Source organism: Zobellella aerophila, assembly GCF_039539325.1.
Lineage (GTDB): Bacteria > Pseudomonadota > Gammaproteobacteria > Enterobacterales > Aeromonadaceae > Oceanimonas > Oceanimonas aerophila.
In genome coordinates this window covers 148,803-168,707 of the sequence record NZ_BAABCX010000001.1, presented here as the reverse complement: position 1 = coordinate 168,707, position 19,905 = coordinate 148,803, and the positions used below count along the sequence as shown (strand labels likewise).

Below are 19,905 nucleotides of genomic sequence, written 5' to 3'. Positions count from 1 at the left end.
AAAACCAAACTGCGGGGAGCACTCCTGCCCCCTGGCTACCACCGCGGGCGCTATCGCCGCAGCATACCTGGGCAGACTCCGCCGGCCCTTGTTGACTGCCGTGCTGACGATATGACTCAGGTCACCGCGGTCACCCTCTTGAACTCGGGCCTGTCCCACTCCCCCTTGGCCATGATCTCCGCCAGGGCCTGGACCATGTCCCACAGATCCACATAACGGGTATACAGCGGGGTAAAACCGAAGCGCAGGATATCAGGCGCCCGGAAATCACCGATGATATTGCGGGCGATCAACGCCTGCATGATGGCGAAGCCCTGTTCATGGGCCAGGGATACCTGGCTGCCGCGCAGGCCCGCCTCCCGGGGGGAAACCAGGGTAAAACCGTAACCGGCGCAGTACTGCTCCATCAGCGCGATGAAAATATCGCCCAGCTGACGGGACTTGGCCCTGATCGCCGCCATGTCGGCCGAAGCCATGATATCCACCCCCACTTCCAGGGCGCTGGTCGCCAGTATCCCCGTGGTGCCGCACAGGCCACGCTTGATCCCGGTCGCCGGCTCATAGATATCGCTCATGGCGAAGGGGTTGTCATGGCCGAACCAGCCGCTCAGGGGCTGACGGAACTCGGCCTGGTGGCGTTTGGCCACAAACAGGAAGCCGGGGGCCCCCGGGCCGCCGTTGAGATACTTGTAACCGCAGCCCACGGCGAAGTCGGCCTGTACGGCGTTCAGCGCCACCGGCACCGCCCCCGCGCTGTGGCTGAGATCCCACAGCATCAGGGCGCCCACCTCATGGGCCCGGGCCGTCAGTGCCGCCATGTCGAACATCTTGCCGGACTTGTAATGCACATGGGTCAGCACCACCAGGGCGGTATCTTCGTCGATGATCTCCTCCAGCCGTTCACGGGGGGCCGTTTCCAGGCGCACCTCCCCTCCCAGGAAACCCTCCAGCCCCTGCAGGATATAGAGATCGGTGGGGAAATTACCCGGCTCGGAAACTATCTTGCGCCGTCCCGGGCGCATGCGCACCGCCGCCGCCGCCAATTTGAACAGGTTGACGGAGGTGGAGTCGGCCACCACCACTTCCCCGGCATCCGCCCCGATAATGGTGGCCAGCTTGTTCCCCACCCGCTCGGGAAGAGCAATCCAGTCATGGGTATTCCAGCTACGGATCAGGCCCTGGCCCCATTCCCGCTCCACCACCTCGGCCACCCTGGCCTTGGCTGCCTTGGGCAGGACCCCCAGGGAATTGCCGTTGAGATAGATAAGCCCGTCTTCCAGCTCGAACAGCTCCCTGAACAGGGATAAGGCATCGTCCTGATCCAGCCGGGCCAGGGCATCGCGAGTCAATGGGGTCATAGTTCAATACTCCTGAGTAATGCGCGCACAGGGGACGCGTCCAGCTGTGCCAGTTTCAGCGGTGGGGCGATCAGTTCGTAGTGCCCCGCAGCCACTTGGTCAAACACCAGGCCTTCCAGAATCGCCATGCCATGGCGGCGCACCATCTGGTGGGCGGCCAGGGTTTTCGAGTCCTGGGGATCCAGGGAAGGACTGTCGATGCCGATAAGCATTGCGCCGCGTTCCGCCAGCAGGGCCACGGTGTCGGCCGCCACCGCGGTAAAATCCGTCCGCCACCGGTCATGGGGAAACTGTTGGTAGGTTTTAAACAGCACCCGCTCGACCCGCGCCGGCAAAAAAGGCGCCACATGCTCGGGCCGCACCAGGCAACGGGCCTGGGTCACATCGATCAGCACACAGGGACCGATGTAGGGGGTCAGCTCCACATCGGCGATGGCCTTGCCCTCGGCATCATAGTGCCGGGGCGCATCCGCATGGCTGCCGGTGTGGGTCGACAGCTGAAAACGGGCCACGTTGACCGGACAGCCGTTTTCCAGCACCCAGTTGGGCTCGGCCCGGTATTCGGTATCGCCGGGCCAGACCGGGATGCCGGGCCTGAGGGTCTGTGAGATGTCCCAGATCTTGCTCATCATCGTCTCCTAAATGACAGATCCTAATCGTGCAACAGAGGTCAGCTCCGAACGCAGACGTGCCATAAACCCATCCATGGGGGCTCCACCGCGCCGTCCCTGGCGCGGAGGGTCTGCTTATCAGACCTGACCTCTGTCTATCGTCAGTTGTATGTACCGTTCTTAAAATCAGTTAGATGGCGGTCCTGACCGACCAGAGTTCGGGGAAAAACTGCAGATCCAGCGCCTTGACCAGGTAGGAAACGCCGCCGGTACCGCCGGTGCCCTTCTTGTAGCCGATGATGCGCTCGACCGTCTTCATATGGCTGAAGCGCCATTTCTGGAAGTTGTATTCCATGTCGACCAGCTTCTCCGCCAGCTCGTAGAGATCCCAGTGTTCATCCGTCTCCCGGTAGACCCGGGACCAGGCCAGCTCCACCTCGGCACAGGCCTGATAGGGCTGGGACCAATCCCGCTCCAGGCAATGATCGGGAATGTCGAAGCCGCGCCGCTTGAGCAGCTGCAGGCTGATGTCGTAGATGCTGGGGGCATGCAGCACCCGGGTCAGGTGCTGGTAGTGTTGGGGATGGGCCCGGTGCGCTTCCACCATCCTGGGGTTCTTGTTGCCGAGCAGGAACTCCAGTTCCCGGTACTGGTAGGACTGGAAGCCGGAGCTCTGGCCCAAGGCGTCACGGAAGCTGGCATAATCCGCCGGAGTCATGGTCACCAGCACTTCCCAGGCCTTGATCAACTGCTCCTGGATACGGGCGATGCGCGACAGCATCTTGAAAGCGGGCTGGAGGTGGTCCTGCTCTATGTGCCGTGCGGCGGCGTAGGCCTCATGCAGGCACAGCTTCATCCATAATTCCGACACCTGATGGATCACGATGAACAGCATTTCATCGTGCTGGGTCGATCTGGGATGCTGGCAATCCAGCAGCCGCTCCAGGGCCAGGTACTGGCCATAGCTCATGTCCTGCTCCCAGTGCACCCCTTCGCCTTCCAGATCCACCATGCTGCCGGTTGTTTTATCCGATCCGCGATTAACCATTTTAAAACACCCCATTAACCAGTCGATTGCAAATGAGTTTACTTGGGACATATCCCGGTGTAAATTTCATTAAAATCAAGTTTTTGATGAAATTTATTAATACATGAGCACCCGAATAAGCACCCGCCATATGCAGATGATGGTCGCCATCGCCGATGCGGGCAGCGTCGCCGAGGCGGCACAGACACTCGGCCTGACCCAGTCGGCCCTGAGCCACAGGATCAAGGAGGCGGAGCGGCTGCTGAACACGGAGCTGTTCTACCGTAAGCATAAGAAACTGGCGCCGACCAGTGCCGGAAAACGGCTGTTGCACTCTTCCCGGCTGGTACTGGGCGAAATCGAGCGGGCCGAACAGGACATCAACAAGCTGTCGGTCGGCATCGAGCATGTGGTTCGCCTGGGCAATGAATCCTACGGCGGCTATCACTGGCTGCCCGCCTGCCTGACCGCCTTCAGCCGGGACTATCCCAGCATCAGTGTGGAGATCATCCCGGACGTGTCCCTGGACCCTTGCACTGCCCTGCGCAGCGGTCGCATCGACCTGGCGCTGGTCTCCGGCGGACACCCTCCCGAGGGCTTTGCACATCGCCTGCTGTTTCGTGACGAGCTGCGGCTGGTGATGCCCGAAGGCCATGCCCTGGCAGGCAAGCCTTGGGTCGACGCCGCAGAGGTGGCAGCCGGCACCTATGTGACCTACCACACCACCCCCGGCAAGGGTCGGGAATACGAGCAGCTGTTCAGCCGCTACCGGATGCTGCCGGTACGGGTGCTGCGGGCCGGGGTGACCGAGGCGGTGATCGCATTGGTACGGGAGGGGTTCGGGCTGACCATCATGCCGAGCTGGACCCTGCAACCCTATCTGGCGCAGGGGGGGCTGACCACGGCCCGGGTCACCGAAGAAGGACTCTATATCGACTGGCATCTGCTGAGCCGCAAGGATGAACGGGCGGACTCCCCCACCGGCAAGTTCTCGGACTGCCTGGCCGGCCTCTATCAAGGGTCCGGGCCCGCAACAACCCAGCCTGCCACACAATAAACAGGCAGCACACCAAAGCGGCCGCCTGAAGGCGCATCAACATGGTGGAACCAAGCATCTAGAGCGGAAGTACCGCCTTCACCCAGAAAGCACCGCCCTCGGGGCGGTTTTCCACAGCAAACTCATGCTGATATTTCAGGTTGACGGAAAAGCCCTTGCCGCTGTCATATTTCACCGAGGGCCCCAGGGCAAAAGCCTGCCCCCTGTTGTTGGCGACGGTCATGCCGTTACGCTCGTCATCGGTGAGCTGCTTGTAGCCGTAACCGCCGACCCCGACTACCCAGTTCGGGGTCAGGCAGTAACCCAGCGCATAGTCAAAATGAAACTCCTGCCCCGACCGGTAGTCGGTATCCGGATTTTCGAAGTTATAGTCGTACATCAGCTTGATATCCGCGTTGAAGCCATGCGGATCCAGGTAGCTGGCCGCATACACCGGCTGTACCGTCCAGTAGTTGCGGCCGATATTGGCCAGGTCGTTAGGATGGTAACGGCCGGTGGGTGCAAAAACGTCGATGGAAAAGGCGGTATGCAGATAGGGGTTGTGATGATAGGCCACCCCCAGGGTAAGATCGATATCACCCAATCCCCGCTTGCTTTGGTGCATACCGTTGACGGTCACATCCAGATCCACCAGCGGCAGCAGCAAGGCGCTGAACAGCTGGCCACCCAGCAGTTGCTGTTCGGTGACCCATAACAGCCTGGGGGCAATGACGTTGGCCCGCAGCTTGAAGTCCACCGGCAAGGCGTCGCCATTCGCGTCATTAAGCCGGTCGGCCTTGTAACTGCTGGCATAGAGCAGCGGGTAAACACCGGCCGGCGGCAGCGCGCCCATGCCAAAGTTTTCCGCCCCCATGGGGTAGATGGAGCCGCCACCTTCGGTCGCCGTAACACCGGCCGAAAGGGACAGGCCGGCAGCCAGGGCAATGCCCGATAGCAGGTGGGATTGATGCGTTGCTTGGGTATTCATCTGAGGTTCCTTGTTCAGATAGGGATGGCCGGCAGCGCCGGCCGGTGAGGAGGTCAGGACGCTGCGGCGTCCAACGCACCAAAGCGGCCCTTGTAGAACAGCATGGGTTCCCCTTCATCCGTGCTGAAATCCTTGACCCGCCCCACAATCAGCAGGTGATCGCCCAGTCGTCGGGTAAATTCCACCCGGCACTCGAATCGGGCCAGGGTGCTGGCCAGCAAGGGCACACCCTGCTGATTGAGCCGGTAGTCGATGCCGGCAAACTTGTCGTCTCGGGCGCCGGAAAACTGCATCGCCACCGCTTCCTGCCCCTGGCCGAGCACATTGACGGCAAACGGCTTGCCTTCCACAAACGAGGCCAGGTTGGGCGAGCTCAATGCCAGGCTCCAGAGCACCAGCGGCGGCTCCAGGGACAGGGATGAAAAGGAATTGGCGGTAATCCCCACCATGGCGTTCCCCTCGCCGGGAGCGGTCACCACGGTGACGCCAGTGGCGAAGTGTCCCATGGCGTTGCGTAATGCCCTGGTGTCCACAGGGGGAGCAAGTTCGGTCACCTGCTCGGCTTGCCTGAGTACGGTCGTTGCTGAGCTCATCTTATGCCTCCTTCTTCAGATGCTGGCCAATCAGGTAACGGCAGGCATCGGGGGACACCCACCAGGGGAAGTAATCGGGCGGATTATCGAAACCGTTGGCGATGGTGGCCGCCAGTTCGGGAGAAGCCTGGGCCGCGCCCAGCAGTTCAAGCAGGTGGGGCTCGGGCGGCCGCAGCATGCTGTTGGTCCAGGTCACCACGTCACCGGCGTAATGCCAGTAGCGCTCGAAGGTTTGCTGCATCCAGTCGGCACCGAAATCCTGCTCGCCGTGCGCCACTATGGCGTCCAGATACAGCTTGCTGCACTTGGCGGCGTTGTTGGAACCCTGGCCGGTAATGGGATCGTTGACCACCACCGCATCCGCCATGCCGAAGATGCAGCGTCCGGAAGGCAGTCGCGCCACCGGCTTGCGAACCGTGGGCGGGAAGCGACCGGCCAGCACGCCGTTGTCGTCGGTCAGCTCGATATGCCGGCAACGCTCGGCCTGCTCCGGCGCGTAGCGGCGCACCAGCTCCAGGCTGCGCTGCAGATGCTCCCGGGGTGTCTTGATATCCTGCCAGCAGTCCATGGGGCCGCCCGGGATCCCTTCGAACACCATGATTTCACAGGGACCGTTGACGGTCAGCGCCGGGAACACGAAATACTCACCCACACCCGGTATCAGGTTGAAGGCAACCCGGGAAAAGGATTCACTGGGGGTCATGCCCTGTACATAGGTCAGCGCCAGGGCTCGCTGGGGCTTATCGAAGGCGGAGCGCCGCGCATCGCGCTCGAACAGCCGGACTATCTCCCCCTTGCCGGCGGCCAGCATCACCAGATCATGGGACGCCGCCAGCTCTTCCAGCTCGGCCAGGCCCGCATCCCTGATGATCAGCTCACCCCCTTTCTGCTTGAATACCTCCATCCACCTGGGCATCTTGAGTCGTTGGTCCACCGACTGGGCCGGCTTGTTTAGCCGCGCCGCCCAGTCGATCAGGCTGGCATCCGGGTTACCCGGATACGGCACCGTCAGGCCGATACCCTCGACCGGCGGGCAGTCCTGCTCCCAGAAGTTCAGTCCCAGTTCACACTCAGTCTGCAGCGCGTTGTTAAACATGCACTGGCTGGACATCACGCGTCCGTTGCGGATCTCCTCGCCGGTGCGATTGGACATCAGGGTAACCTGATAGCCCTGGTCGAGCAGGCCGATGGCTGTCTGCAGGCCGGACTGGCCCGCCCCCACTATGGCAATACGTCGGGTCATAACTGTCTCCATGTCATTCTTGGCGATGATTGATCTATCTGTTCACTGACGGTTTGCTGCTCCGCCAGCCGGGGAATGGCCGGGAGCTGCTGCTCGGGACCCATGACCGCATAGCCGCCATCCACCGCATAGTCGGCGCCGGTCACGAAGCTGGCCTGCTCCGAGCACAGGAAGCGGACCACATTGGCCACCTCCCGGGGCTCTCCCAGGCGCCCGAGCAGGTGGTAGTCCGCCGCCACCCGGTCGGCCCTGGCACGATCACCACCGCTGACTTCCTCGATCACCCGGGACCAGGTCCACCCCGGCGACACCGAGTTCACCCGCACCCGGTCGGCGGCAAAATCCAGCGCCATGCTGCGGGTCAGGTGCAGCATGGCCGCCTTGCTGACCGGATACAGCCAGCGCCCGGTCTGGGCCACCTTGGCCGAGATACTGGTGAAGTTGACCACGGCGCCGCCCCCACGCCGGCACATCGCCGGCAGCACGGCCCTCGCGGCCATCACCGCACTGACCAGGTTGACGTCGAGGGCGCTCAGCCAGGCGGCCCGGTCGGAGTCGGCCCCGTCGTCCAGATAGCTGCAGGCGAGGTTGATCAGGTAATCGATGCCGCCGAAGTGGGCTTCGGCCTGCTGCACCGCATCTCCCAGCTGCCGGTCATCGGTAATATCCACCTCCAGGAACAGGGCTTGGTCGCCCAGGCGCCGGGCCAGCGCCGAGCCCGGTCCGGCGGCGATATCCAGGATCACCACATTGGCACCGACGGCGACAAAGCTGTCGGCCACGGCTTGGCCTATCAGGGTGGCCCCGCCGGTGATCAGGGCGGTACGGTTGTCGAGTTCTTTCATCACTGCCTCTCCCATCGCTCACTCCTTATCCGCACTGCCGGCCCAGCTGGCCATCAGGGTGTTGGATGGCAGCGACTCATCCAGCAGCTTGGCCGCCGTTTCCCGCCCGGCCACCGGCAGCCCGGTCGGGTCGAGCAGGCCGACCTGCACCAGCAGGGAGGCCTGATCCCAGTAGATGTGCTCGTGATAGAGCTTGTCGCCACGGAACTTGACCACTGCCAACAGGGGAATTTCGACGAAACGCCCGGTCGGGGCCACACCGGGCAACAGCCAGTCGATCTCACAGCTGTGGGTAAAGCTGAACAACAGCTCATCCACTATCTGGGTGTCACCCACGGTGCGGGAAATCGGCGTCAGTTTGGTATCGGGCGGATTGCTGTCGACGAAGTGGTGCTTGTAGAAGCGATACAGCTGCCGGTAGCCGACGCCGCCGGTCATGGTCGGGATGTGGTTGACATAGGGCTCGCCGACCATGGTCGCCATGGTGTCCTCGACATTGCGGGTATCGAACTCATACTCGCAGTGCTTGTCCCACAAGGCCGACAGATCGTAATGGGGGCCGATCCGGCGGCGCAGCGCCGTGACCGAGCGCTGGTGGGCCATCAACGCCGATGGCTTGTGGAAATGCGGCGAGCCGGCCCGGGCGAAGGCGTGATCGACTTCCGGGTAAAGATAAAGCTCGACATTGTCACGCGCTGCCAGCCCGGCATAAATCCGCTCACGGGCGGCGGCCGGGCAGTATTCATCGGCGCCGGCAAAATGCAGCACCAGGCGGCCCTTTATGTGGTCGGCCTCGTCGAGGTGATGCTCCATGCCCATGCCGTAGTAGCCGATGGCGACATCGACATCGCAGCGGCAGGCGCTCAGGTACGCCAGCCGGGCACCGAGGCAGAAGCCCAGCACCGCCAGCCCGCCATTTACCTCGGGCCACTCTCTCAGCACCCCCAGGGCGGCGTCTATGTCGTCTATGCCCTTATCCTGATCGAAGCCCTGATAGAGGCCGAATGCCTGCTGGAACTCTTGGGCGCTGTAACCCAGCTCAACCCCCGGCTGCTGTCGCCAGAACAGGTCCGGAGCCAGCACCACATAGCCTTCTTCCGCATAGTAGTCGGCGATCTCGCGTACATTGGCGTTGACCCCGAAAATTTCCTGGAGCAACACCAGGCCGGGGCCCGAGCCGCAGGCAGGCACGGCAAGGTAACCGCTGAATACCCCGCTGCCGTCCCGGGCACTGATCTGAATTGAACTTCCCATCTTGCTTCTCCTTGTCACCTTTGGGCTGATGTAACGCCATGCTAGACAAGGAACGGCCGGGGCGTCGCACCGCCCAATGCGGCGACTATCCGATGCGCGCAACTATTTGGGTGGCTCGGAGATGCCCGCAGACAGCGGGAACGGAACGACAGGGACAGACAGGAGTGCCGGCATTATCCGTTTAGTGCAACGAGGATCCGGTGAGTGAGAAAAAATATGTCCGCCATGACCCGCGTCAACAAAAAACCATTCTAATTAACAAACAGGAAACATATATTGATGCCAGGACATTGCTGACGCAGCAGTAGTTAACGCTCGCAAGCAACATGCACATGGAGATATAAGTGTCATCACTCAGTCATCCACACTCGGCGCTGGCCTTGTCCCTGCTGGACAATGATGAGCGGCTGTTGTTTACCTCTCGGGACCTCAGGGAAGTAGAGGGAGAGGTATCTTCCATATTCAAGCCCCATCGCCTCGAGATCACCGATGGCTCGACCAGGCTGCACTCCCGCCTGCATCATGTGCCCATCGGCCAGGTGTCGTTCAACCGCCTGAAATACGGGGGCGAAGTCCGGATCAGGCCGGAGCGCCTGGAGGATTTTTATCTGGTACAGATGCCGCTCCAGGGTGAGGCGCATATTATCAGCGATGGCAAGCCGCTTCGCTCGATGGCCGGTACCGCCTCGGTGCTCAACCCCACCCAGACCCTGGATATGTGCTGGAATACCGTCTGCGATCAGTTGATCCTCAGGATCGACCGACAGGCTCTGGAGCAGACCTGCAGCCATTACCTGGGGCGACCGATAAAAAAACCCGTGGTATTCGAGCTGGGGCTGGCATGGCAGGCCAACCCCCACTGGTACAGCATGATGACCTATCTGAGTCAGATGCTGACCCAGGCAACACCCGGCCACCTGCTGTATCCGCAACTGGAGCAGCTGGTGATCGGCACCCTGCTGAATGTCCAGCCCCACTGCTACTCCCAGGCACTGGAGAGCGACCACAAGCGACTGGCGCCCCGGCACGTAAAACGGGTCGAAGAATACATTCAGGCCCATGCGGATGAGGCGATCACCCCCGCCATGCTGGCCGAACTGGCCGGGGTCAGCCTGCGCACCCTCTATGCCGGCTTCAAAGACTTCAGGGATGTCAGCCCGATGGAATATCTGCGCAGTGTACGGCTGCAGCGGGTCAGGGAAGACCTGTGTCGGCAAGCTCCTGAGCGATCGGTGACCGAGGTCGCCACCCGCTGGGGCTTTGGCCATATGGGGCGTTTCAGCCGGGAATACCGCCGGCTGTTTGGCGAAAAACCCAGCGAAACCAAGCGCAAATATTAGGCTATCGTCGTCGCCCGCGTGGGACCTATGCTGCCGTCAGCCTCTCCGGAAACTCCGCCCGAGCGGCTAATGCCGTTCACTTAAGCAGAAAAGGGGAGTCCTCCTCCACACGCCGACTCGCCGAAATCCCATCCCTGGGGGCTCGGCGGCGTCACTGACCGCCATGGATGGCGGGAATGCCGGAACGGCAGGAGCATTTTCCGGCCATGACGCCAACGGTCGGCTTAGTAGATGATGAGCCCCCTTACTGAACAGTGTTAGCCCGAACGGCGGGGTTTCCGGAGCGGCATTTTTATAGCGGACGCTACTGAGGGCAGCCCCAGGGCCTGACTATCAGGCTCCGGGGCCATGGCACAATCAACAGGGGTTATTCGGCGCAGGACAGCACTGCCATCTTTTCTGTCGCTGCCGTTGCGCTACCGGCCTCCGGCTGTAGCAGGTGAGCCAGATGATGGCGGGCCAGGGCGGCGGCCAGCTCGGTGCCCCGCTCGCTCTTTAGCGCAGCCGCTTTCAGCTGACGCAAGATATCGGCACTGTCAAGGCTGCCACTCAACGCCCTGGCCGCGGCAGCCAAGAGATTGAAGTTACCCAGGCCCCGCTCACGGGTTTTACTGTAGCCCTTGATAAGCTCCGGCAGTGCCGCCAGCTCGCAGGCCAGTTCATAATCCACCGGCACCGTTTCCTCCAGCTGCTGCAGCCAGTCATTAATCCGGAGCTGTTCGAGCGAATCCCTTAATGAATAGCGACGCAACGGGCGCAGGCAGGCCACCAGGTACAATGACAGGAAGCCCGGCAGGCTCTGGGTGGACAGTTTTTTCGGCCCGGCAAACAGCATTTCCAGCAGCCGGCCGGCCCATCTGGTGCGCAACACCCAACGCCCCAGTCCGGCCGGCAGGGTTTCGGCGACTTCTTCCAGGCGGGGATGGAGAAACTCGGTAAAGTAGGACACCTTGTCCGCATCTATGCCCACTTCCTGGTACAGGCGGGCAAAGCGCCGGGAGCGGGTCTTGATATCGGCGACCCGGATGGTGTCTTCATAGGCCATCCACAACGCCAGTTTGGGTGCCGCCTCCCGGCTGAAGCGCCAGTCCGTCTTGTCACCGCCCGCGTGACCGTACTCCAGGGCCAGCAGCCTGAGCATCCGCTCGACATAGAGCCGGGCATAGCGAAGATCGCTGTGATCCAGCATCCTGCGCACCCCTTCCAACACAGTGGCCGTCAGGGCATCGGGAAAGTCCTGAGCAATGTCTTGCAACAGCCGTTGTACCCCGGCATCGTCACCTCGGTATTGCCAGCAAGGCGCTTCTTCCGCCACAGGCTCGTGAGCGGCCACAACATCAGGGCGTTGAGCCTGCACCGCGCCTGCGGTAAAGGCAGCCAGGCTCTTGTCGACCCCTATGCCACCCTCACGGATCGCCTGTTCAAACGCCTCGCGGGGAAAAGGCAGGGCGCCGCTGCCGAAGATGGCGCCGAACAGTACGGCACTGATCACGCTGCCGGTCTGCTCCGCCACCGCCGCCATATCGAAACTGATATAACGCCGGGCCATTTCCCGCGCCGCCGCATGTACCGCCTCGGAATCGGCGACGCCATTGCCCATGGCCTCTTTCTCGGACACCGCATAGGCGCGGTGCGCCGAGGCGATCAGCGTGGTGCGCTCGGGAGTCACGAATTTGCGCTGGATGGCGCGACCGGCTTCCATCAGTTCGGCGGCCACCACCAAGTCGACATCTCCGCTGGCCGGGGACAGGGACAACACGGGAGCCGGCTCCCCTGCCGATCGAGAGCCGTCGAACAGCTCCAGATAATAGACGGTGGCCCCGGTGCGCTGGGCCACCCCCGGCACCGACGATGACTGTACCTGCCAGCCGGCGGCCTCGCCCATGCCGACTATCCAGTCGGCCAGCACGCCACCGCCCTGTCCGCCCATGGCGGTGATCGCGATATTGATCCTTTTTTGCTCGGTCATCTTCATCAGATTGCTTCCTGCAGCTGATAGTTGGCATGGCGTTTCAGGGCGCGCCGTTGCAGCCAGTGAATGATGCGTTGTGATATCCGTCTTTTGACGGTTTCCCAACGCCCCGGGTTATGCACCACCTCGACCCGCACAAAGGACGGACACAGGATATCCGCATGGACGTTTTCACCGCACAGGCCGCAGCCGACGCAGCTGTTGTCGATGCGGGTAACGGGATCCGCACGCCAGGGATCCGGATTGGGCTTGATGGTCAGCGACGGACAGCCGGACAGCCGGATGCAGGCCCGGTCCCCGGTGCAGGTCTGTTCATCGATGGCAAAGCGTGCTTCGGTGACCCGCTTTCCCGCCTTGATATCGGCCCGGCGGCCGCGCTTTTCCCGCCGCTCCCGATTGAGCATGCACTCGGACTGGGCCACTACCACCTTGGGACCCACGCCCTTGGTGGTGACCGCCTCACGCAGGGTATTGAGCACGGCGGAGACATCATAGGTCCGGGTCAGGGTTTTCACCCACTTGACCCCCACCCCCTCCACCGCCCGGGAGATGGGATTATTGGTGGCCCGGTTCGGGTTGCTGGCCTTGGAGGAAAGGATATCCTGGCCACCCGTCGCCGCCGTGTAGGCATTATCGATGATCAGGTTGACGCCGTTACTCTTGTTGAACACGGCATTGCCGATGCCGCTGGTCAGGCCGTTATGCCAGAAGCCGCCGTCGCCCATGATGGCGATGGGCGGCTTGTCCGACTCGACATTGAAGGCCGAGGCCGAGGCACCGCCGAGGCCATAGCCCATGGTGGTGGCGCCGAGGTTGAAGGGCGGCAGTATCGAAAACAGGTGGCAGCCGATATCACAGCTGATATGAAAGTCGCCCCGCTCTTTTTCCAGCAGCTTGATGGCGGAAAAAATCGGCCGCTCCGGACAGCCGGTACAGAAACCGGCGGGACGCGCCGGCACCACCCCGGTCAATGCCGCCACCGACAGCGGCTGGCGGGGGACAAAGGAAATGGCGAGCTCGTCCTGCAGCAGATCCCGGGTGTGTTGCTGCAGGAAAGTGCGTATCCCCTGCTTCAGCACATCGCAGGTATATTCGCCCACCCGCGGCAGCACGGCTTTGCCGCACAGCACCGTCTCGCAGCCCGAGCGCACAAAAATACTGTTGAGTTCATGTTCGATAAACTCGGGATTGCCTTCCTCAATCAGCAGCACCGCCGACTTGCCGGCGGCAAACTGCAGCAATTCGTCCTCCACCAGCGGGAAGGCGACATTCATCACATACAGCGGCAGCCGGGAACGGCCATAAGCGTCGGCCAGGCCGAGGTGCTCCAGGGCACGGATGGCGGTGTTATAGCTGCCCCCCTGGACGATGATGCCCACATCGCCCCGCTCCCCGGCAAAAAACTCATTCAATTTATGTTGTTTGATAAAGGCGATCGCCGCCGGCAACCGCCCTTCGATCTTTTCCTTTTCATGTTCGAAGGTGGCCGGCGGCAGCACGATACGACTCAGATCCCGCCTGGGGTTATTCAACGCCTGCTGCAGGGTGAAGCCCGGCTTGACGTTGTCCTTGGCGGTAAACTGGCCGTGCACATGGCAGGCGCGAATGCGCAGCTGCACCATCACCGGGGTATTGCTCGCCTCGGACAGTTCGAAGCTCTTTTCGACCGCGTCCACTATGCTCGGCAGGCTGGGCCGCGGGTCCAGCAGCCAGATATGGGATTTCATCGCAAAGGCGTGGGTGCGCTCCTGCATGATGGAGGAACCCTCGCCGTAGTCCTCGCCGATGATGATCACGGCACCGCCGGTCACCCCGCCCGATGCCAGGTTCGCCAGGGCATCGGAGGCGACATTGGTGCCCACCGTCGACTTCCAGGTCACGGCCCCGCGCAACGGATAGTTGACCGATGCGGACAACATGGCCGCGGCGGTCGCTTCGCTGGCACTGGTCTCAAAGTGGACGCCCATCTCATCCAGGATCTCCTCCTTGGCATCGGCCAGCACGTCCATCAGATGCGAGATAGGCGACCCCTGGTAACCGCCGACATAGGACACCCCCGACTGGAGCAGCGCCTTGGTCACGGCCAGTATGCCCTCGCCGTGAAACACCTCCCCCCGGCCGGCGTGCAGCTTTTTTACTTCCTTTGCAAACGAACGTTCTGCCATAACCGCTATTCTCCCTCGCCATGACGATAATCTGGCAGTGCCGCGTCGCCCTTGTGCCAGCACTTCAGCGCGGCTATATCCGGGCAACCCAGCATCTGCATCGCGTTTTCCAGTTCATCCCTGAGCATCTCTATCACATGCCCGGCCCCCGCCTGGCCCAGGGCCGCCACCCCATATATAAAGGTCCGCCCCAGCAGGGCAAAGTCGGCACCCTGGGCGATGGCCCGCGCCACATCCAGGCCGGAACGCAGGCCACTGTCGATGATCAGCGGGAAGTCGTCACCGACCGCCCGGCGGATTTCCGGCAGCACCGCCAGGGTCGAGGGGCAGGCATCGAGCTGGCGGCCGCCGTGATTGGAAATCACCAGGCCGTCTATACCCAGCTCCCTGCAGCGCACCGCGTCTTCCCCGCGCAGCACCCCTTTCACCAGCAGCCGCCCGGGCCAGCGCTTGCGGTATTGCGCCAGCCGCGCCCAGGGCACCCGCCCCGAGATCCTGGCCGGCAGAAAGTCATTCGAATGGCGGCGATAGGGCTGCAGGTTCTTGAAACCGGGCATCCCCCGGCGGGCATGGCGCAATGCCCAGCCGGGATGGCGCAGCACATCCAGCAGGGTACGGCCGCCCAGCCGGGGCGGCAGCGACAGGCCATTGCGCATGTCCAGTTCGCGTCGCCCGCCGACCGGTACATCCACGGTCACCATCAGCACCCGGTAGCCGGCGGCGCCGGCCCGCGCCATCATGTCCTGTTCTATCTCGCCGTCATCGAAGGGATAGAGCTGGAACCAGGCCATTTCCCCGGCCAGCCGCGCCACCTCTTCAAGGCTGCTGGTCGCGAAGGTGCTGGCCGTCACCGGACAGCCGGCCCGCCTGGCCGCCTGCGCCAAGTACTCGACGGTACCGGGCCGGATCAGCCCATCCAGGCCGATGGGGGCGATACCGAACGGCAACTGGTAATGGCGTCCGAATAACCTGGTACCCAGACTCACCGCCTCGCAGTCGTTGAAATAGCGCGGCGTCAGGGTCAGTTGTTCAAACGCCGTGATATTGCGGCCCAGGCTGCATTGACGGCCGCTGCCGCCCTGCAGGTAATCAAACACAAAGTTGGGCAGCCGCGCCGCCGCCCGCTGTTCCAGGTAGCTCGACGAAGGAAATCGCCGCATCAAGGCTTTATCAGACATGCTCACATCCATTGGCCCGGCGTTAAATAACCGATGTTCATACCGCTACATTTAGCGGATGGCTGTACGGCGTCAGGGGCCGGTAAACAGACTGCCGGCTGCGCATCTGCATTCAGCCCTGACTTCGGTGACATAATTAGGATCAGTGACTTAACAGCCGCTGTGGTTAATACCGGTTAACGGGATCTGTTAACCGCCGAAGCTGGCTTTCAGCTGCTGTACAAATTGCGGGCTCAATTGCTCCACCGCCTGCCAGCCGGCCTGTTGTGATAGCGTCTGGAAACGGCTTGCCTGTTCGGCAGACAGGGCGATGGCCTCGATACCGGCCTCAGCCTGCTGCCGTTTCTCCGCTTCGGCATCGGCCGCCGCACCTTCATTAAGGGATTCGACCCAGGCCACCTGCTTATTCAGGTACTCACGCTGGGCGTTATCCAGTTTCTCCCAGGCGTTCTGGTTCATAAACAGGCTCACTTCCACATTGTAAAAACCCGGTTCAACCCGATACCGGGTTTTCTCCTGCCATCCCAAATCAAATATACCCACGGCGGGCCAGCCATAGCCGTCCACCACTCCCCGTTCCAGGGCGGTAAAGACTTCTCCCGGCGCTACCTGTAATGGCGTTGCTCCCAATGCCTGGAAGAAAGAGCGGTATACGGGGACGCCCCTTAATTTCAGGCCGGAGAAATCAGCCGAGTCCACTTTCTTGTTGGTATAGACATGATATTCGAGGCCATCGGACAGACGCGCCAGCCAGACCATATTGGCCTTGTCCCGATGAATTTTATCCATCAGCGCGTAGCCGCCATTCTCCCTCAGCTCGGACATCGGCTTGTCCGTTAAGGTCATCGCCAAGGTTTCCGGCACCATGTTGGCGTGGAATACCCCTGTGGTGTTGGCCATATCAACCACACCGGCCCGTACCGAATTGCCCACCTCAAAGGGCGGCATAGACTCAGGCCCGCCGATCACCTTGATTTGAACCAGTCCTTTTCCTTCGGCATTGACCTTTTCGACAAACTGCTTGAAGCGCTGATTGAAATAGGTGTCCTGCCCAAATGCGGTAACCGCCTTCAGGGTAATTTCCTCCGCCAGCACCAACCAGGGGGTCAGGGTCAGGAAACCGCCGGCGACTATCTTCTTAAACTGATTATTCATTAGCCTTCTCCATATGATTTTAACCGCTCACCGTTAGGGGCGGAGCGCATTACCCCATCAGGCCGGGAAGCCCGGTTGCCAACCATGGCAGCAATAAAATAAAAGCGAGCACCACGCCTTCAATCAGCAGGAAAGGCACGGCGGAGGCATAGATTTGCGGTAAACGAACAGATGCGGGCGCGACGCTCTGCATCACCATCAACAGCAGGCCGAAAGGCGGGGTCAGCAAGCCCATCTCCATGGTGATCAGCATCATCACCCCCAGCCAGATGGGCTCTATGCCGGCGGCATTGGCGAGCGGCATGAAGAACGGCAGGGTGATCATCATCATGCTGACCTGGTCGATGACGCAGCCCATCAGCAGGATAATTGCCAGCATGCCGATCACCAGCCAGAAAGGGGTCAAGCCGTAATCGGACACCACCGAAAGCAAGCCGCTGGTCGCGCCCGAAAAACTCAGCTGTTGTGAAAAGGCGGTGGATGCCACCAGCACAAACAGGATGATCACCGAGATGCGGGCGGTTTCCAGCAATGAGCGGACCAGGTTCTCGATGGTCAGAGCCCGATACGCCAGGGTGGCCAGCACCGCGGCCAGGGCACCGATCGCCGCCGACTCGGTGGGCGAAGCCCAGCCGGCCAGCATGCTGCCGACCACCGCCACGAAGATACCCAGCAAAGGCACCACGTCACGGAAGAAAGGCCACCAGCGCTGCCGGCGCGTCAACTGCGGCTCTTCCTGCTGCTCGCCGGTATCGTTTTTGCCCAGGGACGAACGGATAACCACATAGCCGAGAAAACCGATGGCCATCAGCAGGCCGGGCACTATGCCCCCGACCAGCAGGCCGGTAATGGAAACGCCGGCCAGGCTGCCCAGCATCACCGCCAACGCCGAAGGCGGGATCAGCATGGCGATGCCGCCGACGGCCATGATGGGCCCCATGGCCAGCGTGGGGTGATAGCCACGCTTGAGCATTTCCGGCAACAGGGCGCTGCCCATCATCGCCGTATTGGCGATGGTCGAGCCGGACAGGGCGGCAAAGGTGGTGCCACCGAGAATAGATACGATCGACAACTGGCCGGGCACCCGTGCTATCAGGCGTTCGATGCTGGAAATAGCACGAAATGCCAGTCCGGTATGAAACAGCAGCTCGCCCATCATCACAAACAGCGGGATAGGCGTCAGTGAAAAACTGGCGACCGAGCCGACCGAATTGCGCACCAGCTGGCTTATGCCGGCCTCTCCCCCCATGAATAACCAGGCACCCAGCAGGTTCACGCTGAGAAAACTAAACGCCACCGGTACCCCGACCAGCATCAAGCCAAACAGGGAGCCCAGCATGATCAGTAACGCCATATACCATTCCATCACTGATCCTCCGGCTCGACGTCAGGCTGCTTCAGTAACCGGCGCATAAATTCCAGCGTCAGCAGGGTAAAGCCGAATATCATCGGCAGGTTCAGCCACCATTCGGGAAATACCAGCACCTTGAATATCAAGCCGCCCTGCTCGGCGCTGTCCAGGGTTACCATCACGCTATACCAGGTCAGCACGGCACAAATAATACTGCCTAACAGATCACTGCCCCGTTCAAAAAACATCCGCCAACGGGGCGGCATCATCCGCAAGCTGATATCTATGCGGATATGGTCGCCGCAATATAACAGCCAGGGAGCGGCCAGCATGGTCGCCGACATCAGCAGATACTCCGAGGCCTCGGTGGTCCAGGCTAATGAAATATCAGTCAGGTTACGTAATACGATATCGCTGCATACCAGTACCGCCATACCGGCAAACATAATTGCCGCAAGCAGGCCACATCCGGTTAATAGGCAATGGTAATAGCGGTCAAATGCAACGGTATTGGGAATATCAATTACCTTATCCATGAATGACTCCATTCAATTATTTCTATTCCATTATTTCGATTGATGGACGCCGAACGCGCCATCAGGCTAGTTATGATATTAAGATGGTTGCTGTCGTTTGCTCCGTGTTATATTCCAGCATTTTCTTTCTGATTCCATCCGGAATGGATAACTTGTTTACCTGTCGTCCTATGGTGGTAAAACAGAGTACTATCTGCGCCTCAAGAATGGGCTGCCCCATTCGCTCACCACTGATTTTAATTTCAAAAGAACTGTCACCAATTTTCAAGCAGCGCAATGTAAGTGAAAGTGTTTCACCTTGCCGGCAGGGATGCATGAAAGTGATATTAAGATTGATGGTAGGCACCCCAGCCCCCAAACAACTTTCCATTTCATCAAATGGATACCCCATTGCCTCGAACCAGTCCTCAACCATATCATTGAGAATCTCCAGGTACCTTGGATAAAAAACAATACCGGCCGGATCGCAGTGTCTGAATCGTATTATCTCTTCTTTATGAAAAACCATGACCTCACCCCACGGATTATCGACGACACCATGTTATTTCGCTCTCTCTTTCAGGATCCTGCTCATTTTAAATAATTGCTGATACAGGACATCCAGATCTTCGGCGCTCATTTCCGCCAGCACCTCTGAAATCCAGCTTTTATGGGCCGAGGCCATGAGTGCAAAGGTCTCGGCACCCAGGCTCGTCAAGCTGATCAGCTTGACCCGCCGGTCTTCGAGCTGGGCTTGCCGCTCCACCAGGCCGTCACGCTCGAGGCGATCCACCACGCCGGTAATATTGCCGTTCGATACCTTCATCCGCTGGGACAGGGCGGACATCTTTTCCGTCCCGCCCGCATGGTGCAATGCCGCCATCAGGTCGAACTGCGGCAGGGTGACATTGAATTTCTGTATAAACAGCGTGCGTAATTCCTGTTCAATCAGTGCCGTGTTGGACAACATCCTGAACCAGGCCTTGAGTGCGATTTCGTCTTTCATATCTTTACCACTTACCCTCGAAACACAGATTGCCGCTTGCTTTGGCCTCCTCGTTGCGCAGGCGGTTGTACCTGGCACGGGAGTCTTTTAGTTGATTTACTTTACACCAATATATTTCATACTTAAAACATTTATACATAAAATTAACATTTATTTTTCATAACTCACCTGAGACCTATTGTGTCCATGGCCTCATGCCTGGTCAAAGCAAACGGCTGGGCCGGCCATCCCAGCCGCTCCGGTTCATCAGTGTAAAAACAAGCCAACC

Annotated in this window: 18 protein-coding genes; 2 read left to right on the top strand and 16 right to left on the bottom strand. The window is 60.7% G+C overall.

The annotated features are described in order from the left end of the window. Positions 1 to 116 precede the first annotated feature (116 nt). From kynU to kynA, 3 genes are all read right to left on the bottom strand, one after another. On the bottom strand, positions 117 to 1,358 hold the full coding sequence (gene kynU / locus ABD806_RS00770) for a kynureninase (protein ID WP_344953632.1): 1,242 nt from the start codon (positions 1,356 to 1,358) through the stop codon (positions 117 to 119). Further along, positions 1,355 to 1,987: an arylformamidase gene (gene kynB, locus ABD806_RS00765; RefSeq protein ID WP_344953629.1), complete on the bottom strand. Its 633-nt coding sequence runs from the start codon at positions 1,985 to 1,987 to the stop codon at positions 1,355 to 1,357. Before kynB ends, kynU begins: the two co-directional genes overlap by 4 nt. A 172-nt stretch (positions 1,988 to 2,159) precedes the next feature. Beyond that, positions 2,160 to 3,017 carry a tryptophan 2,3-dioxygenase gene (gene kynA / locus ABD806_RS00760; protein ID WP_344953626.1) on the bottom strand — a complete coding sequence of 286 codons (858 nt, stop codon included), beginning with the start codon at positions 3,015 to 3,017 and terminating at the stop codon, positions 2,160 to 2,162. A gap of 103 nt (positions 3,018 to 3,120) precedes the next feature. Between kynA and ABD806_RS00755 the strand changes: the two genes are divergently transcribed. Further along, positions 3,121 to 4,053, top strand: coding sequence for a LysR family transcriptional regulator (locus tag ABD806_RS00755; RefSeq protein WP_344953623.1), 933 nt, complete (start codon positions 3,121 to 3,123; stop codon positions 4,051 to 4,053). A 58-nt stretch (positions 4,054 to 4,111) separates the two neighbouring features. On the opposite strand, the gene ABD806_RS00750 is transcribed toward ABD806_RS00755, so the two are convergent. Genes ABD806_RS00750 through ABD806_RS00730 form a run of 5 tightly spaced genes read right to left on the bottom strand, consistent with a single transcriptional unit; the run spans position 4,112 to position 8,955 of the window. Next, complete coding sequence (locus ABD806_RS00750; protein ID WP_344953620.1) at positions 4,112 to 5,020, bottom strand: SphA family protein; 909 nt, start codon at positions 5,018 to 5,020, stop codon at positions 4,112 to 4,114. Between the two features lie 53 nt (positions 5,021 to 5,073). After that, the gene (locus tag ABD806_RS00745; protein ID WP_344953617.1) at positions 5,074 to 5,613 is read right to left on the bottom strand and encodes a flavin reductase family protein; all 540 of its coding nucleotides are present in this window, start codon (positions 5,611 to 5,613) and stop codon (positions 5,074 to 5,076) included. Between the two features lies 1 nt (position 5,614). After that, positions 5,615 to 6,856: a styrene monooxygenase/indole monooxygenase family protein gene (locus tag ABD806_RS00740; RefSeq protein ID WP_344953614.1), complete on the bottom strand. Its 1,242-nt coding sequence runs from the start codon at positions 6,854 to 6,856 to the stop codon at positions 5,615 to 5,617. Continuing rightward, positions 6,853 to 7,716 (bottom strand): SDR family oxidoreductase, encoded by an 864-nt coding sequence (locus ABD806_RS00735; protein ID WP_344953611.1) that lies wholly within the window; start codon positions 7,714 to 7,716, stop codon positions 6,853 to 6,855. Before ABD806_RS00735 ends, ABD806_RS00740 begins: the two co-directional genes overlap by 4 nt. A 3-nt stretch (positions 7,717 to 7,719) precedes the next feature. Next, the gene (locus ABD806_RS00730; protein WP_344953608.1) at positions 7,720 to 8,955 is read right to left on the bottom strand and encodes a dienelactone hydrolase family protein; all 1,236 of its coding nucleotides are present in this window, start codon (positions 8,953 to 8,955) and stop codon (positions 7,720 to 7,722) included. Positions 8,956 to 9,299: 344 nt separating this feature from the next. Here ABD806_RS00730 and ABD806_RS00725 point away from each other — a divergent pair, with 344 nt between their 5' ends. After that, the gene (locus ABD806_RS00725; RefSeq protein WP_344953605.1) at positions 9,300 to 10,295 is read left to right on the top strand and encodes an AraC family transcriptional regulator; all 996 of its coding nucleotides are present in this window, start codon (positions 9,300 to 9,302) and stop codon (positions 10,293 to 10,295) included. A gap of 367 nt (positions 10,296 to 10,662) precedes the next feature. On the opposite strand, the gene ABD806_RS00720 is transcribed toward ABD806_RS00725, so the two are convergent. The 8 genes from ABD806_RS00720 to ABD806_RS00685 form a co-directional block, all read right to left on the bottom strand. Then, entirely contained in the window at positions 10,663 to 12,270 is a 1,608-nt protein-coding gene (locus ABD806_RS00720) for an indolepyruvate oxidoreductase subunit beta family protein (protein WP_344953602.1), read from the bottom strand. Continuing rightward, a complete protein-coding gene (locus ABD806_RS00715; RefSeq protein WP_344953599.1) occupies positions 12,270 to 14,432 on the bottom strand; it encodes a thiamine pyrophosphate-dependent enzyme in 2,163 nt (720 codons plus the stop codon). The genes ABD806_RS00720 and ABD806_RS00715 overlap by 1 nt, the downstream gene beginning before the upstream one ends. Before the next feature lie 5 nt (positions 14,433 to 14,437). Continuing rightward, positions 14,438 to 15,610 (bottom strand): alpha-hydroxy acid oxidase, encoded by a 1,173-nt coding sequence (locus tag ABD806_RS00710; RefSeq protein WP_344953596.1) that lies wholly within the window; start codon positions 15,608 to 15,610, stop codon positions 14,438 to 14,440. A 189-nt stretch (positions 15,611 to 15,799) separates the two neighbouring features. Then, positions 15,800 to 16,765, bottom strand: a complete 966-nt coding sequence (gene dctP / locus ABD806_RS00705) for a TRAP transporter substrate-binding protein DctP (RefSeq protein WP_344953593.1) — start codon at positions 16,763 to 16,765, stop codon at positions 15,800 to 15,802. A 49-nt stretch (positions 16,766 to 16,814) separates the two neighbouring features. Continuing rightward, on the bottom strand, positions 16,815 to 18,119 hold the full coding sequence (locus ABD806_RS00700) for a TRAP transporter large permease (RefSeq protein ID WP_344953590.1): 1,305 nt from the start codon (positions 18,117 to 18,119) through the stop codon (positions 16,815 to 16,817). An 11-nt stretch (positions 18,120 to 18,130) separates the two neighbouring features. Next, complete coding sequence (locus ABD806_RS00695; protein ID WP_344953588.1) at positions 18,131 to 18,652, bottom strand: TRAP transporter small permease; 522 nt, start codon at positions 18,650 to 18,652, stop codon at positions 18,131 to 18,133. Positions 18,653 to 18,722: 70 nt separating this feature from the next. Further along, positions 18,723 to 19,160, bottom strand: coding sequence for an acyl-CoA thioesterase (locus ABD806_RS00690; RefSeq protein WP_344953585.1), 438 nt, complete (start codon positions 19,158 to 19,160; stop codon positions 18,723 to 18,725). 33 nt (positions 19,161 to 19,193) lie between these two features. Then, positions 19,194 to 19,637 (bottom strand): MarR family winged helix-turn-helix transcriptional regulator, encoded by a 444-nt coding sequence (locus tag ABD806_RS00685; protein WP_344953582.1) that lies wholly within the window; start codon positions 19,635 to 19,637, stop codon positions 19,194 to 19,196. Positions 19,638 to 19,905: the final 268 nt, after the last annotated feature.